The sequence below is a fragment of the Dokdonia sp. 4H-3-7-5 genome, assembly GCF_000212355.1.
Classification (GTDB): domain Bacteria; phylum Bacteroidota; class Bacteroidia; order Flavobacteriales; family Flavobacteriaceae; genus Dokdonia.
Genome location: NC_015496.1, coordinates 733,338 through 749,558, shown reverse-complemented (window position 1 = coordinate 749,558; position 16,221 = coordinate 733,338). Strand labels below are relative to the sequence as shown.

At 36.2% G+C, this 16,221-nt stretch carries 14 protein-coding genes; 8 read left to right on the top strand and 6 right to left on the bottom strand.

Annotated elements, in window-relative coordinates:
- Position 1 precedes the first annotated feature (1 nt).
- Positions 2-1,636, bottom strand: a complete 1,635-nt coding sequence (locus KRODI_RS03260) for a 4Fe-4S binding protein (protein ID WP_013750146.1) — start codon at positions 1,634-1,636, stop codon at positions 2-4.
- 21 nt (positions 1,637-1,657) lie between these two features.
- The gene (locus KRODI_RS03255) at positions 1,658-2,998 is read right to left on the bottom strand and encodes an NAD(P)/FAD-dependent oxidoreductase (RefSeq protein ID WP_013750145.1); all 1,341 of its coding nucleotides are present in this window, start codon (positions 2,996-2,998) and stop codon (positions 1,658-1,660) included.
- A gap of 356 nt (positions 2,999-3,354) precedes the next feature.
- On the opposite strand from KRODI_RS03255, the gene KRODI_RS03250 reads away from it, so the two are divergent.
- The 5 genes from KRODI_RS03250 (at position 3,355) to KRODI_RS03230 (ending at position 9,060) form a co-directional block, all read left to right on the top strand.
- Complete coding sequence (locus KRODI_RS03250) at positions 3,355-4,077, top strand: DUF547 domain-containing protein (protein WP_013750144.1); 723 nt, start codon at positions 3,355-3,357, stop codon at positions 4,075-4,077.
- 185 nt (positions 4,078-4,262) lie between these two features.
- A complete protein-coding gene (locus tag KRODI_RS03245; RefSeq protein WP_013750143.1) occupies positions 4,263-5,153 on the top strand; it encodes a hypothetical protein in 891 nt (296 codons plus the stop codon).
- Positions 5,154-5,371: 218 nt separating this feature from the next.
- Positions 5,372-6,382, top strand: a complete 1,011-nt coding sequence (locus KRODI_RS03240; RefSeq protein WP_013750142.1) for a glycoside hydrolase family 113 — start codon at positions 5,372-5,374, stop codon at positions 6,380-6,382.
- 129 nt (positions 6,383-6,511) lie between these two features.
- On the top strand, positions 6,512-7,738 hold the full coding sequence (locus KRODI_RS03235; protein WP_237699377.1) for a POTRA domain-containing protein: 1,227 nt from the start codon (positions 6,512-6,514) through the stop codon (positions 7,736-7,738).
- A gap of 62 nt (positions 7,739-7,800) precedes the next feature.
- A complete protein-coding gene (locus tag KRODI_RS03230; protein WP_013750140.1) occupies positions 7,801-9,060 on the top strand; it encodes a hypothetical protein in 1,260 nt (419 codons plus the stop codon).
- A gap of 18 nt (positions 9,061-9,078) precedes the next feature.
- Here the strand turns inward: KRODI_RS03230 and KRODI_RS03225 are convergent, their stop codons facing one another.
- Entirely contained in the window at positions 9,079-11,265 is a 2,187-nt protein-coding gene (locus tag KRODI_RS03225; protein WP_158306997.1) for an ATP-binding protein, read from the bottom strand.
- A 224-nt stretch (positions 11,266-11,489) separates the two neighbouring features.
- Here KRODI_RS03225 and KRODI_RS03220 point away from each other — a divergent pair, with 224 nt between their 5' ends.
- The 3 genes from KRODI_RS03220 (at position 11,490) to KRODI_RS03210 (ending at position 13,738) form a co-directional block, all read left to right on the top strand.
- Positions 11,490-11,645 (top strand): YqaE/Pmp3 family membrane protein, encoded by a 156-nt coding sequence (locus tag KRODI_RS03220; protein ID WP_013750138.1) that lies wholly within the window; start codon positions 11,490-11,492, stop codon positions 11,643-11,645.
- A 222-nt stretch (positions 11,646-11,867) separates the two neighbouring features.
- The gene (locus tag KRODI_RS03215) at positions 11,868-12,974 is read left to right on the top strand and encodes an acyloxyacyl hydrolase (RefSeq protein ID WP_013750137.1); all 1,107 of its coding nucleotides are present in this window, start codon (positions 11,868-11,870) and stop codon (positions 12,972-12,974) included.
- Positions 12,975-12,976: 2 nt separating this feature from the next.
- The gene (locus tag KRODI_RS03210; RefSeq protein ID WP_041295604.1) at positions 12,977-13,738 is read left to right on the top strand and encodes a head GIN domain-containing protein; all 762 of its coding nucleotides are present in this window, start codon (positions 12,977-12,979) and stop codon (positions 13,736-13,738) included.
- Between the two features lie 90 nt (positions 13,739-13,828).
- Here KRODI_RS03210 and KRODI_RS03205 read toward each other — a convergent pair whose 3' ends face one another.
- The 3 genes from KRODI_RS03205 to KRODI_RS03195 all read right to left on the bottom strand — a co-directional run bounded on the left by KRODI_RS03205 (position 13,829) and on the right by KRODI_RS03195 (position 16,188).
- Complete coding sequence (locus KRODI_RS03205) at positions 13,829-14,428, bottom strand: nitroreductase family protein (protein ID WP_013750135.1); 600 nt, start codon at positions 14,426-14,428, stop codon at positions 13,829-13,831.
- 195 nt (positions 14,429-14,623) lie between these two features.
- The gene (locus KRODI_RS03200; protein ID WP_013750134.1) at positions 14,624-15,334 is read right to left on the bottom strand and encodes a TIGR04283 family arsenosugar biosynthesis glycosyltransferase; all 711 of its coding nucleotides are present in this window, start codon (positions 15,332-15,334) and stop codon (positions 14,624-14,626) included.
- A gap of 53 nt (positions 15,335-15,387) precedes the next feature.
- A complete protein-coding gene (locus tag KRODI_RS03195) occupies positions 15,388-16,188 on the bottom strand; it encodes a DUF547 domain-containing protein (protein WP_013750133.1) in 801 nt (266 codons plus the stop codon).
- Between the last annotated feature and the right edge of the window lie 33 nt (positions 16,189-16,221).

Here is a 16,221-nt window from a genome sequence, read left to right as displayed (position 1 = left end):
GTTACGCTACATCTTGATCATTATTTACATAGTCCATAAGGTCTACGTCATTACCTAGTAATACTTGAGTAGGGTTGATACGACCTGCTTCTGGTCCGTTTTCTAACTTAAGTACGCCACGAGGACATACTGCGCTACATACACCACAACCTACACAGCTAGAACGTACGATGTTTTCTCCTTTCTGAGCATATGCACGTACATCAATTCCTTGCTCACAATAGGTAGAACAGTTACCACAAGAGATACATTGCCCTCCGTTTGTAGTAATTCTAAAACGAGATTTAAAACGTTGTACAAACCCTAAGTAGGCTGCTAGCGGGCATCCAAAACGACACCATACACGGTTACCAAAAATAGGGTAGAATCCAGTCCCGATTACTCCTGCAAACCAAGCACCTATCAGGAAGCTATAGGTGTCTTTTATCCACTGCGAGTTGATTCCTAAAAAAGCTTCTGCACCGGTAAAGTAACAGTATAATGTGACGAGTGTCATCACTAGTGAAAACACGAGTACCGAGTGTATGAGCCAGCGCTCAAGCTTCCAAGCTTTCATCGTTTTATTAGAATGCTGGCGGTAGGGATCACCAAGAGTTTCGGCAAGGCCACCACAACCACAAACCCAGCTACAGTACCATCTTTTTCCAAAGAAGTATACCATTACCGGTACAATAACGAGTGTAAGTACAACACCCCATACGAGGATGAAAATACCTAGGCCACCACTTTCTGTAAGTGTTTCTAGATTCCACTCAAAAAAGAAATCATAGTCAAGTGGGAATGCATTTTTAAAATCATATCCTGGCTTTCCTAAGCTAGACATGATCTCTGGAATAAGGAAGGCAAATACTATTTGGAAGAATAATACAGAGGTAGTACGTACAATCTGGTATTTATTGTGACGGTACTTTATATACATACGCATAGCCATCGTGAGCATGATGGTACAGTACAAGAAACCGTACACAAACCACTGGCTGGCATCTCCACCATTAAGCGCATTACTGATAGGGTCGAGTATAAATGTCCAGTTTACTACATAGTCTGCATTAAAATAAAGCACTAGGTAAAATAGCACGAGGTATATGAGTACTAGCCATGCAATCCAGCCGCGGTTTGTAGCTGCGTCGTGGTAGATGTGGTCGTTTTTAATTCCTGGTTTACCTAATAAAACAAGGTTAGGAAAAATAAACATAAGTGCTCCTAAGATGCTAAGTCCAAAAGTTAAGAACCACATGAGCCCTTTATTTTCAACGATGAAGCCTGTTCCTGCTTTTTTGGCTAGGGAGAAGCTAAAGGCTTGAAAGTCTTTATCATTAATGCGATACTGGTATTGTTCTCCTTTTTTATCCCATTCCTTTGCAGCGTCATATTTGGCTATTTGAGTATCATAATAGGTATTATTTTCGGCAAGGGCATTACGTATGGCACCTGTAAAGGCAAAGGTGCCTAGGGTTTTGCCCACTACGTCTTCTGTTATTTTTTTAGTAATGAGTTCGCTTTTAATTCCTTTTTCAGAAACAAAAGCGTCTAGTTGATCTTGTTGTAATGTAAAGCCTCCCATAAACACAGAAGCAGTCCATATTGCTAGTCCGGTAAGAAAGATAACCAGGCCTAAGTTTTTAATAATTTTCATAAATGTAAGTCGTTAGGTAGGTTATGCAAAGATTCTTTTCCAGCTCTTTTTCTTAGGAGCGAGAGAAGTTCCGTATTGTTTGTTGTACTCAGCTAGGATTTCTTTTTCGTAATGCGTGTAGAGCTCCGGATCAAAGTTGGCATCCTTAAGATGCTCTAGTACATAGTCTGTAGTTTGCCCTTCGGTAAGCCAGCGGTCAAAGAGTTCATGACGCAGCCTAATCCCAAAATTATTTATTCCTATAAACTTACGAGTACCTTCTTGCATCTCGATAGTGATACATTTATTATCATCCTTATGCATCCAGTGAAAGTGCGTATTACCTTCTTTAGGTTTTGAGAAAACCCAACCATACGTCTGGTACTCTATATCCATAAATTTTGCACTGTTAAACCAGTGACCAGGGTTATATGCTGTAGGTTTTCCAGTAAGTGTCTGAGCAAGTGCCTCGCCCATCATTCTACCAGTATACCAGACAGCCTCAATCGGTCTGCGACCATTTATACCCTCGTGTTGCTCTGCACAATCACCTATGGCATAAATATCTTTTATATTAGTCTCTAGCATAGGATTGACCTTGATACCTCGTCCTATCTCAATACCGCTATCTTTTAAGAAAGCCACATTAGGAGACACACCAGCGGTAAGCCCTACAACGTTACAAGCAATCTCTTCGCCAGTCTCTTTTATAGTTATAGCGCGCACTTTACCATGATCATCTGCTAGAATACTGTCTAGATTAAAACCTAATCGTAAATCTACATGATGACTTTTTATGTGACGATTGAGCATCTGGCTTTCACCTAAAGGGAGCACTCCGTTCCAGAAGTTATTCTCGCGAACTAAAAAAGTCACAGGGATGTCACGAGTGAGTAACATCTCTACCATCTCAATACCTATAAGACCTCCACCTACTACCACAGCACGTTTACACGTTTTGTTATCTGGAGCATTTGCTTCTAGTTTATCTAAATCTTGTTTTGAATACAACCCTTGTACACCATCGAGATCTTGTCCTGGCCAGCCAAATTTATTAGGTTTTGACCCCACAGCAAGCACGAGTTTATCATAACTCATTTTTTCACCACCAGAGAGTAATAATTGCTTATTCTCGTGATCTACTGTCTCTACAAAAGCGCGTTTGAGATCAATACGGTTTTTCTTCCAGAAGTAATCTTCATACGGTTTTGTGTGCTCATATTTCATATGTCCCATATAGATATACATAAGCGCTGTGCGAGAAAAGAAGTGATCCGTTTCGGCAGAAATGATGGTGATCTTTTTGTCAGAAGCTTTGCGGATGTGACGGGCGGTTGTAACGCCAGAAATCCCGTTGCCTATAATGACGATATGTTCTTGCATAGAGGTTGGTTTTATATAGTTTTCACCTAAGTAAAAATTAAGAAATGTATGGTTGTTGTTGTACCGCTTTCGCGAAAAAATCTTTTTGTTACCCTTTCGCGAAAGCAAAATATATAGTAGTCTAAACAAGCATTTTAAAACTTGTTTCTATGAGATAACATATCCTTGGGTCGTTTTAAAGATAACAAACTTAACGGGATGCTGTCTATTTAGAATTTATCTAAATGCATAAAGTGCTGTAAGGAAAATTTGATGCTCATTATGGAGCGTTACGGACTACATATTTTAAATTTTTAATGATCTGGTTGTAAGTCTCTTTATTTGAGCTCGACCGATTGTGCAGAAAAAGTTTACTTATGAAATCAATTACCAACCTCGCACTACTTCTTGTAATCACCTTGTCAAGTGTGTATATCCAAGCTCAAGATACTACATCATTTTTTGCTGATGCAGATACTTTTTTTAAGGCAAACGTAAAAAATGGGCTAGTGAATTATGCCGCTGTAAAGGCAAACCCGCAAGCGCTAGATGAGCTATTAGAAAATGCAGCATCTATATCTGTAAGCACATCTGATGCGGCAACGTATCAATCGTTTTGGATTAACGCATACAATCTAGCAGTAATAAAAGGAATCACAGAGAAGTATCCAGTAAAGCAACCACTATCTATAAAAGGTTTCTTTGATAAAAACACCTTCAAGTTAGGCGGGACAAATATCACTTTAAATGATATAGAAAATAAGAAGTTAAGAGCACAATTTCCAGGTGAACCTCTTTTTCACTTTGTGCTAGTATGTGCAGGACTAGGATGTCCACCTATCATCAATGAGGCATATACACCAGCCAAATTAAAATCACAATTACAACGCCAGACTACGCTTGCTGTAAATAATCCTAACTTCATTAAAGTGAAAGGAAATAAGGTGCAGATTTCTCAAATATTTGAATGGTATAAAGAAGACTTCGTACGTAATGGTACAGAGATAGATTTTTTAAATAAATACCGAAAAGAGCCTATTTCTAGTGATGCAAAGCTTTCATACTATCCATATGATTGGACGCTTAATGATTTTAAATAGTAGTTTCTACAATATTATAGTAATTATAAATTACTAGCTAAACTCCATTAAAATTTACCTATTACAACTACTCGATACCTGTCGAGGTAGATAACTATTGACTTAAAAAGCCGTTCTTACCAGATAGTATTAAACCCTAGCCATCTGGTGTGTGACGCACAAATAAATAACTAAAAACAACTACAATGAAAAAAACAATCCTACTAGTCGCTTTAATGCTTATTGCAGCAACATCTTTTGCACAAGATGATACAGAAAACCTTGAAGACGGAGGCTCTGTAATACAGACACTCACACCTTCTAAACTTATCTCAAAAGGAAAATTTGACATCAAATGGTTTAATAATCTTTACACAGAAACAAAAGATACTTTTGGCGAAAATGGTGAAGATCGTGATATCCCAAGAAATAATTTCTTTACATCAACACTTGAAGTGTACACTGGTGTTTCAAATAATAACAGAGTAAATGTAGGATTGATTCTAGAGGCTAGATCCAGCACTATAGGAGGTCGCGATGCTTTTGATGTTTTTAAATTTGATGGTGAGCGAGGCACTGCTCGTAGCGGTCTTACTTCTATAGCACCATCTGTAAAGTTTGTTCCGTTTAGTAAAGTAAATAATTTCTCTATCCAGAGTTCGTTTTTTATTCCTCTAGTGGATAATGAGACAGAAGAAGGTGTTTTTCTTGATCAAAAAGGATTTACATGGCAAAACAGATTTTTCTTTGACCACACTTTTGCAGGAGGAGACTGGCAACTATTTGCAGATTTGAATTCTGAGCTCAACTTTGGAGATGATGAGGATAGTTTTGCAAATGATAGTTTGCGTCTTACACCAGGGTTGTTTTTAAGTTATTTCCCAAGTTCAAAATTTACAGTATTAGGGCTTGTACAGCACTCACAACTTCTTGACCTAGGAAACGAATTCTCACAAGACTTTACAGCTGTAGGTGGTGGAGCAAAATATCAACTTACAGATGCTCTCAACCTTGAGGCATTATATACAAACTTTGTAAGAGGAAACGATACTGGATTAGGGCAGACTTTTAACCTAGGGTTGAGAGCTGTTTTTTAACATATAGCTAGAGCGCTTAGGTTCCCCTAATCTAAGCTCTTTACGAGTGCAATGTATATTCATATACCTTAACTACAATGAGTATACAGCACACTATGATAGACCTTGAGAGCTACCCAGTTCTTAAGGTCTTATTGCTTTTAAGATCTTTCGTTATAACTCATATACTTTTCAAATTTTAATCATAAACACATATCTTTAAATCAAAAAATAAGTAGATGAAAAATATTATAGGATGTTTCTTTTTATTGATTTGTCTACAAGCGTGTACTGCTCAAAAAACAGAAGAAAAGAAAATCAATGGGGTGAGTTTTGTTGCAAATCGTAATCCGGTAGATAGCACTCATGTAAGCCCTGTACAACTTGTAAATGCAAACTATGCTGCGGTAATGCCGTTTGGGTTTGTGCCACAAAAAGATAAACCACAAATTATATACAATACAGACAGGCAGTGGTATGGCGAGACCAGGGAAGGAGGTCGCAACTATGTGTCAGAATTGCACAAAGCAGGTATTGAGGTGATGGTAAAACCACAGATATGGATACGCAATGGCGAGTTTACTGGGTACCTTAAAATGGAGACAGAAGCAGAGTGGTTAGCACTAGAAACCTCATACCGCAACTTTATAATTGATTATGCCACACTAGCTCAAGAAGAAGGAGCAACCATCTTTTGCATAGGTACAGAGTTAGAACAATTTGTAACAAACAGACCAGATTTTTGGACGCAACTTATTATTGATATAAGAGAGGTGTACAATGGTAAACTTACCTATGCAGCAAACTGGGATGAGTATAAGAAAACTCCATTTTGGAGTCAGCTAGACTACATAGGTATTGATGCTTATTTTCCTGTTTGTGATGATCAAACACCATCTGTGGAGTGTGTTACAGCAGGATGGCAACTATGGAAGGAGGAGATGTCCGCTTTCGCGAAAGCGGAAAACCGCAAAGTGATTTTCACAGAATTTGGGTACCGCTCTGTAGATTATACAGGCAAAGAACCTTGGAAGGCAGATAGATCTATGACCACCGTAAATCTTGAAGGACAGGCACAAGCGACGCAAGCTCTCTTTGATACAGTATGGGATGAAGAGTGGATGGCAGGAGGATTTATATGGAAGTGGTTCATTAAACATGATGAGGTAGGAGGTCCAGAAAACAACCAGTTTACACCCCAAAATAAACCAGCCGAAGCTGTAATAAGACAGCATTATGGTAAGTATTAAATAAGATGCTCATCATTTATTTAAGTAAATAATGGCGTGTTGCGCAATGATTGTGCATTACTTTCGACCAACGTTTTTAATATAGCTATAGCCTTTATGAAATATTTCTCCCTCGTCTGCGCTCTGTTGATGACTTCATTTCTTTTTTCACAAGAACCTATTATAGAAGAAATTACTTTTGAAGGATTAAAACGTGTAGATGAATCTTTATTGAGAAGGCTTATTAAAGTAAAATCACAAACGGCATATGACTCTCTTAAAGTAGCAACAGATATTGAGCGTTTAAATAGACTACCAGCCATTGCAAATGCTACAGTTGTTCAAACTAAACTTACAGACAGCACGTACAAACTCACCTATAAAATTGTCGAAAATTTTACCATCATCCCGGGATTACGCATCTCGGAAGCAAATGATGGTAGTTTTGCTTTTCGCGTAAGCGCATTCGAATTTAATTTCCTTGGTCAAAGTCAGATTCTTGGTGGCTTTTATCAACGGGATGTTTTTGACTCCTATGGAGCCTACTGGGAAGCGCCTTTCTTAATTACTAACAAATTGGGGTTAGGTGTCAACTATATTAAAAATGTAACTTTTGAACCTATTTACCTAGATCAGGCTCCTATAAACTACCAGAAAGATGATGTGGGTGCAGAGGTTTATGGGTTGTATGAAATAGATTTTCATAATAAAGCAGAGTTAGGAGTGAGAGTGTATAAAGAATCTTACGACATTGATGATACGGAGGTGCAAAGTGTACTGCCAGCAAGACTTGATGCAAATAAAGTTTCTCTACGCGGAGAGTATGAGACTAATTTTTTAAACATTACGTATCAATATGTAGAGGGAGTGCGCAATCTCCTTGATGTGCGATATATTCTAGGTGATGATGGACTCTTAGAGGAAGGGCTAGTAGCACAAAACGCAACAGCATATTTTAAAAAAGTAGGAACAAAGGGTAACTGGGCTAGTAGACTACAGCTAGGATATGCTTCTTATTATGAATCTGAGTTTGCTCCTTTTACGGTTGATAATCAATTTAACCTTAGAGGAGCAGGAAATGATATTGATAGAGGGACATCCTTTGTTTTTGTAAATACAGAATATAGACATACACTTATAGAAAAGGATTGGTTTGTACTTCAAGGAAATGCTTTTATAGATGCTGGATCAATACGGAGTCCTAGAGAAGGGTTTGGTGATCTAGCCAGTATCAATAATGTGGAGCTATACTCTGGTCTTGGAGTGCGTTTTATTCATAAACGTATTTTTAATGCGGTAATTAGATTAGACTATGGTGTCGGATTAGGGGCTACCCAAAATCGGGGTCTCGTATTTGGGATAGGGCAGTATTTTTAAAGTAAGAAAATTTGTAGATGATGATATAATCTAATTATTAAGTATAGTAAATTCTATAATACATGAATCTCTTCTGGTTATATTTTCTACTTATGCTGTGTTGCTCTCTGGCTAATGCACAAGAAGGGATTGTGGAGGAATTTACCATTCATGGCAATAAAAAACTTAAGACTTCTTTTATTAAACTCATTAGTGATTTGCATGTAGATAGTCCTTTAGATTCCACCATGCTAGAGGTAGATATTATAAGACTCAAAAGGCTGCCAGCAGTCCGTCACGCATATTATCAAGTGATTCCTTCTTTTGATAATTATGAAGTTCGCTATTATATTGAAGAGCATATAACGATAAATCCTCAACTTAATATCTATACTACAAATGATGATGAATTTGCTTTTAGAATAGGCTTATACGAGTTCAATACCTTAGGGAGGAATATAGCCTTTGGAGGATTTTATCAACGAGATGTTTTTGATTCATATGGCGTGAATCTTAGAGCTCCATTTTTATTAAATAATAAGCTAGGGGTTGCGATGAATGTACAGCGATTAACCACGCAGGAGCCTGTATTTCTAGACGAAGGTACTGCAGATTATAAGTACAGTAACACCTCTTTTGAAGTGCTAGGATTATATGCTTTTAACTTAAAGCATCGGGTAGAAGCAGGTGTGAATTTATTCAATGAAAAGTATGAGTACCTAGCTGGTGCCACTGCACCCGAAGTTCCTCAAGAATTCACAGTAGATAAGGTTCTTTTAAAAGGTATTTATGAGTATAATGCTCTAGACTACTATTACCAGTATATATCTGGCTTTAAGAGCACTTTTAATGTGCAGCATGTAATGGCAAATGATTCCAGATTACCCGATTTTACAATCTGGTGGAATGATTTTCAATATTTTACTAGAGTAGGTGACAAAGGAAACTGGGCAAACAGGTTACGTGTAGGTCTAGCATCTAATGCAGACTCACCATTTGCACCATTTTCTGTAGATAATAATTTAAATATTAGAGGAGTAGGGAATACGATAGATCGTGGTACAGGAGTAATTGTAATAAACACAGAGTATAGACATACACTGGTTGATAAAGAATCCTTTGTATTACAAGGTAATGCCTTTATAGATGCTGGATCTTGGAGAAATCCAGGTGGAGATTTTGATGACTTTGGAGATGATCAAAACCTTAGAGTGTATCCTGGAATAGGATTGCGTTTTACTCACAAAAAGATTTTTAACGCAACTTTTAGGATTGATTATGGATATGGAATAACCCCAAACTCCACAAGCGGATTTGTTTTCGGTGTGGGGCAATACTTTTAATCTTAAGAAGGCCTAAGATTATATATGAAGTTCTTTTGTATAAGTAGGTTGATCAAGATTTGTATGTTTTAGGTTGCGCAGGATTGTTCGTTTGAAAATAGTGATATCATAAGGCTTCACAATAATATCTGTAAGTCCAGCATTATAAATTTTGTAGCGCATTTCTTTTACCTCTACCGCCGTAAGTGCTATTATAGGTATGTTAGCATTAAAGATTCTAATTTCCTTTGTGGCTTCTAAACCATCTTTTACAGGCATATTAATATCCATAAGGATAAGATCATACTCATTATCCCTAGCACATTCTACAGCTTCTTGACCATTATTTGCAATGCTGCAAGTAACTTCCAGTTTTTGTAGTATTTTCTTAGTTACAATTTGATTAATGCGATTGTCATCCACAATAAGGATGCGTTTATTTTTAAGTTGTTTGTCGTCTACTATAACGATAGGCTCTATAAGTAATTCCTCATTTGATAACTCAAAATCAAGTGTAAAGAAGAATGTAGAACCTTTTCCTTCCTTGCTAGATAAGTGTATCTCTGACCCTGATAGCGCTAGCAATTTTTGTACTATAGGCAGTCCTAAGCCGGTTCCTTGATACGTATAATGTCTTGAGCTTACTTGGGAGAACTCATCAAAAATACTTTGCTGTTTTTCTGCGGGAATACCTATACCTGTATCTTGAATTGTAAAGTGAATACTCGTCTTTTGATCTCTTACACCGGAAGCTTCGAGTATGATATAGATATCTCCATTTTCTGTAAACTTACAAGCGTTTCCTACTAAGTTCATTAGTATTTGAGAAAGCCTTGTAGCATCTCCTTTTACAAATTCTGGAACGTTTTCATCAATATTAATGTGAATGTTGTTTTTGTTTTGCTGGCGCATATATTCAAAAGAAGAGACAATGTTTCTAATAAAATCTCTTGTATTAAAAACTTCATTGTTTTCTATGACTGTATTTGAATCAATTTTATTGATTTGCAATACATCATTTATAAGCGCAAGTAGATAGTCTGCAGAGAACTTGAGAGACTTAAGGTCTTGTTGATGAGATTTTAACTTTGGGTCGTCCATCAGGATAGTACTGAGTCCTATTACACCATAGAGTGGAGTTCTTAACTCATGGCTCACCGTTGAGAAAAAGGCCGTCTTAGCTTTTGTAGACTGCTCAGATTCATTTTTTGCTGTAAGATATTCTATATTTTTTTCAGTAAGGCTTTTTACATAGTCCTTCTTACTTTTATACATTCTATAAAGTAAGATGAGCAATAAAATACTTGACGCTGTTACAACAATGAGAAATTTATTCCAGTTTATCTGGCTTCTTACAATTTCTGCTTGAAGTCTATTTTCTAATTCGTTCCTCTCAATATCCTTTTTGTATTCGGATACTTGAAAATTTGCAGCTATCTTTTGAGATTCTTCATTTTGATATTCCTCAGTTGTTTGCTCATAAAGTGTCTGGTACTTTACGCTATACTCATAAGCCTCTTTATACCGTTTTTGACCATATAAACTTAGACTATAGCTAAGATAACTATCTGCAAGTTCAAAGGTTGATGCTTGTAATAAGGTGTCCTTAAAAATTTTTGATAAATGATAATCTACTTTCTTATAGTTCTTTTCATGCAGGTAGTAAATCGCCCACTGATTTTCAAGACTTGTCTTTAAACTATTTGAGAGTTCATTTTTTAACTGGTCAGCCTTTTTTAAGTATTTTAATGACTTGTCATATCGCTCATGTTCTTGTAATGTGAGCACAGTATTTAAATATGCATTGCTTAGGTTAAATGAGTCTTTTAATTTTCTGAATACTATAATAGACTTGTCGTGATATTGAAGAGCTCTATCAAGGGAGTTCTCCGAGTAACCATAAAGATTTGCAAGATCCATATAGGTCAAACCTAAGCCTAGGCTATCTTGAGCAAGGCTAGCATATTCTTGAGACCGCTCAAAGCTTTCTCTAGCTTGTATGGTGTCTTGTAAGATTAAATAGTCATATCCTAAATATCGGAAGCCACTTTGCAAATAGCCAGTATCATTTATTTTTTTTGCCTCCTCAATGATTCTTATATTAAATTCAAGGGATTTACTATAGTTATTAGTTTCATAGTAGGTTGCGGAAGAGTCCATGAGACTCCTCAATCTTTCTTTTATTTTTAAGCTATCTATCTGTGCCGTTCCTATAGATACCGACATAACAAGCATTAAAAAAAAAGCAATTATCTTCATTTCAGTGTTTTAATAGGTGTCAATATACAAAACTATAATAAAATTGCATTTAATCGTTAGTATGTATTTTTAATAAAGGAAAAATCTTACAAATTTTATTGTTCTTAGTTAAGACTATCTCAATTAATAATGACTTAACGTTCTCAAACACTGATGCTCGATATATTTGTGACTAACTAAAACCAATAATAATGTCAATTCTAACCATCATTTTAAATATTATATTTCCACCACTTGCTGTTGCTTTAAACAAAGGCGTAGGTAAGGATTTAATCATAAATATTATCCTTACAATTCTAGGTATAATCCCAGGTATAATACATGCCTTTTATGTTAACAGTAAGTAGTATAATTTTAGGATATATTAGGGGATGTACGAAAGTGCATCCCTTTTTTGTTTTGTAGAAATTCCTTAGTGTAAAACGACTATCGGAGTAGTGATTTTTGGTATGCTTTCGCGAAAGCATAATTATTCATTTGTAAATATTCATAGTTTAACGATAATTAGAGTAAAAAGTAAACCTTCAAGTCCATTTTTTCGTAAGTTCACAGACTAACCAGTACCTCTTATGAATTACTTGCGCCAGCTAGGCATCGCCTTTTCTTGTTTACTAATTACTGCAATACATGCACAAGAAGAAAAAGTACGCCCATTTGATCTTGAAGCAGATTTTTTTTACGGTACAATCTTAGAACATAATCCAGATATTTCGCATCTAATAACGGAGCATCCGCAAGGGATAATGCTTGCATATAACCGAAAGACATACGGGTATGAAGCATGGGAGCGACGTTATAATTTTCCAGATGTGGGTTACACTTTTGTGTATCAAGACATGAAAAATGAAAATCTAGGCGAATTGTATAGTGCTTATGCGCATTATAACTTTTACTACTGGAAGCGTAGATTACAGTTTAGAATAGGGCAAGGAGTTGCAATTGCCACAAATCCATATGATAGAGAGACTAACTTTATAAATAACGCTTACGGTACCACTGTGTTGAGTAGTACCATGCTTAAATTTGGTTTCAAGCAGAATAATATCTTCAAAAATATAGGAGTACACGCAGGGGTTACCATTATACACTACAGTAACGCAAACCTCAAAGCGCCTAATAACTCCACAAATACATGGGCATTTACTGCGGGGATTAATTATTTTCCAAAAGCAAATGAGTTTCCGGATTACATCCCACTAGGAGAAAAAACAGCATACTCAGAGCCTATACATTATAATCTCGTAGTGAGTGGTGGTGCAAATCAAAGTGATATAAATAATTCTCCACGATATGGCTTCTTAACGCTTACGGCATTTGCAGATAAGCGTATAAATCATAAGTCTAGTTTTACCGCTGGAGTAGATGCCTTCTTTGCAAATTTTTTAAAAGAGCTCATTCGTTATGAGTCTGTCGCTTTTCCAGATGGTGAAGTTACAGGTGATGAAGACTGGAAACGTTTTGGAGTTTTTATAGGGCATGAGTTGCATTTTAACGAGCTTTCGTTTGTCTCTCAGTTAGGCTACTATGTGTACTATCCATACGATTTTGAAGGAAGGTTTTATAATCGATTGGGCCTCAAAAGAACTTTTGGAGAGCACTTTTCTGGAAGTATGGTCGTAAAAGCACATGGAGCAAAAGCAGAGGCGGTTGAATTTGGACTAGGATATAGATTTTAAAGATGAAAAATAAATATTTAATAGTAGTGTTGTTGCCAGTTATGATGTGGTTTGCATCATGTGATACTGAGGATACATTATCATGTCTCAAAACAAGCGGATCCATAATCACTGAGGAATATGACCTAGCCAGCTTTGATAGTATCATAGTTTTTGAACGTGTGCAATTAATTGTAAAAGATGCTCCAGAGATATCAGTACTACTAGAAACTGGAGAAAACCTGCTAGAAGATTTTGAGGTTTATGTCGAGGATAATACGCTCATTGTAAAAAATAATGCTTCATGTAATCTCGTGAGAGATTATGATACTTCTATATTACGGGTGTCACACCCAAACCTTAGCCAAATTAGAAATAGTAGCGGCAGCACAGTTTTAGGAGATGGAGTAATAGGTTGGAATACTCTGCGCCTAGTGTCTGATGACCTTATTGAGGAAGACTTTTATCATAAAGATGGTGATTTTGATATGGAGCTAGACTCAGAAGATGTGTTACTTCAATGTAATGGGTTATCTAATTTTTTTATACGAGGTGCTGTGACTAATCTAGACATTAACTTGCTGGAAGGTGATAGTAGATTGCCACTACAGGATTTAGCTGTGCAAAATGTTACTATTTTCCATAGGGGTACAAATGATGTATTGATCTCTCCCCAATTATCAATTACAGGAGAACTTAGAAGTACGGGTAATTTGATATTGAATAACACGCCACCTATTGTAGATGTGGAAGCATTTTTTACAGGAGAAGTTATTTTTGATTAGTCCTGTACTTCAGATATAGACTATAAAAAAGGAGTCACTTATTTAAAGTGACTCCTTTTTTAATGATACTCATGTATTAATCCTAGTGTGTTAGATACTTTCTACTACCTTCTCTAAAGCTATTCTTGACTTTGGTTTTTTACTTGGTTGGTTAAAGTCATCCTCATCGCGATATCCTATTGCGACAGCTACTAGCGTTGCATAGCCTTTATTGTCTAATATATTATCGTAATTTTCTGGTTCAATTCCCTCCATTGGAGTTGCATCAATATTCATTGTAGCACAGGCGCTTAATAATACTCCTAGCGATAAATACACTTGCTTGTCAAACCATGCCTTGATTTCTTGCTCTGGTAACGGTTTTAGGTATTCTTTATAGTAATCTACTGCACCTTGAGGTAGTTCTTCTTCTATTTGTTTTTCAAAAGCTGCTAGATCATTAATCCTGCTAAAAACAACTACAGTATCACTATTGGTGACTTTCTCGGTATTGATCCACGATACTTTAGAAAGTTTTTCTTTGGTAGCCTCGTCAGAAACAAAAGTGAATTTCCATGGCTGGCTATTGATGGAAGACGGGCTTAAGCGAAGTATTTCCTTAAGCTCTTCTATATGTTTACTATCTATCTTTTTTGATGCGTTATACTTCTTTGTAGTATAACGTTCTTGCATTGCATTTATAAAGCTCATATCAATTGTTTTTAAACCATATTAGGTATGTGAGTAAAATTAAGTATCGCAATGTTGCATTGCAATAACTGCCTCAATAGATAGTACTATTTTAAGAGAACTTTGTGCGTTTAGCTATATGAATAGAGTTCAATTAAGAATTGATCGAGCTTTGGATTTTCTAAAGGGAGATGTTCGGGTTTATTCTTTTACAGATTAAGAAATTTTCTTGAGATAATATTTATGCAAATCTTCTGCACTTGCACCAAACCATTTACGCACATAAATATTCCAGAAGTAAAATTGTAGTTTCCATACTCCATTTTCATCATAACGTCTTGCAGAGGTAGTTAGCCACTCTTGAATCACCACAAATTTACGTTTGGCATATAACTTATTAATAAGGTCGTTATCTTCATAAATAATATAACGCTCGTCAAAAGTGCCGAGCTCCTTAAATAAATCAGCAGTAATAAACTGACTTTGATCTCCTCCTCTACAAGCTCTCCACTTAAATTGTGTAAGCCACCCAGCGAGTCTTAACCACCAGTGACTAGAGTCAAATTTCATTTTAAAACATCCAGCAGGGTTACCAGTAGATACTTGTTCAATGATATGCCTATCATAGTCTTGTGGCGGGTAGGAGTCTGCATGTAAAAAGTAAAGAATTGAACTTGTGGCGATGGCCGCTCCAGTATTCATTTGTTTTGCTCTGCCCTTTTCAGATTTTATCAGTGTAATCTCAGGATTCCAATCGCTATAGCCGCTTACAAGATGGTAAGTGTCATCCTTGCTACCTCCATCTACTACAATTATTTGCTTTACATAATCGCATGAAAAAGCCTTCTCTTTCAAGTGTACTAGTAATTTAATAATCGTTTCAGATTCATTAAGTACTGGTATGACAATCGAAATAGAAGGCTTCATTAAATAATTTATGGTTGCCAAATCTACGGAAAAAGAGTAAAGATGGTTTTTATTTACTGGTTATTTAATCCCCAGTCATAATCTTTGAAAGTTACAAGAGCATCACCTCTTACTTCTACATTACTGTATTTATTTATGTAAGGGATTAAACTTTCATTAGATCCTCTATAAAAATCTTTTGTATAAAACTTGAAAATAGAAGATAGCTCTACTTTATTTGCTGTGATAGTATTCTTGTCGCTGTTTATAAACTCCTTTGTAGCTCTTTCTAGTTGTTCATTAATCTTTCCAGCAGTATAAGCTTCTCTTAATAATGGTGGGCAAGAAATAGAAGCGCAATTTATAGCAAAGTGTATTCTAGGTTCGTTCATCTTGCGTAGCACGCCATTCTCAATTCCTCCTAGGGATAGCTTTCTGTTTTGCACCGTAACGATTCCTTTAGTCCAAACACCGTCTATTTCTTTTATGCTCGTAACATTTGGATTTTTAAGGATTTGATCTACGGTATACGCATTGTAAATATTGATATAATAAGCGAGCAATTCTTGAACGCTCCAGTCATTATTAGGATCTAGGCTAGCAAGTTTATCTAAGTAAGCATTAAGAGCTTTTTGATCCTTAGCAAATCCTTTATAATCTACCATTCCTTTTGAGTCTACATGCTTTTTAAGAAGCCTGTCCCAGGCAGAGTGATCTACATTTACAGTAGAATTTGCAGTAGTTGAGGTTAGAGTTCCTTCTACTTGTTTAGTAGGCTGTCCTTGACTTGTAATTCCGCCTGCAGCTAGTGTAGCGCAACTTTGCAGTGTGATTGCAAAGGCACTTATGATAAGTGATCTTAAGAGGTTTTTCATAATATATCTTATTGAGAGTACAATATCGCTTTC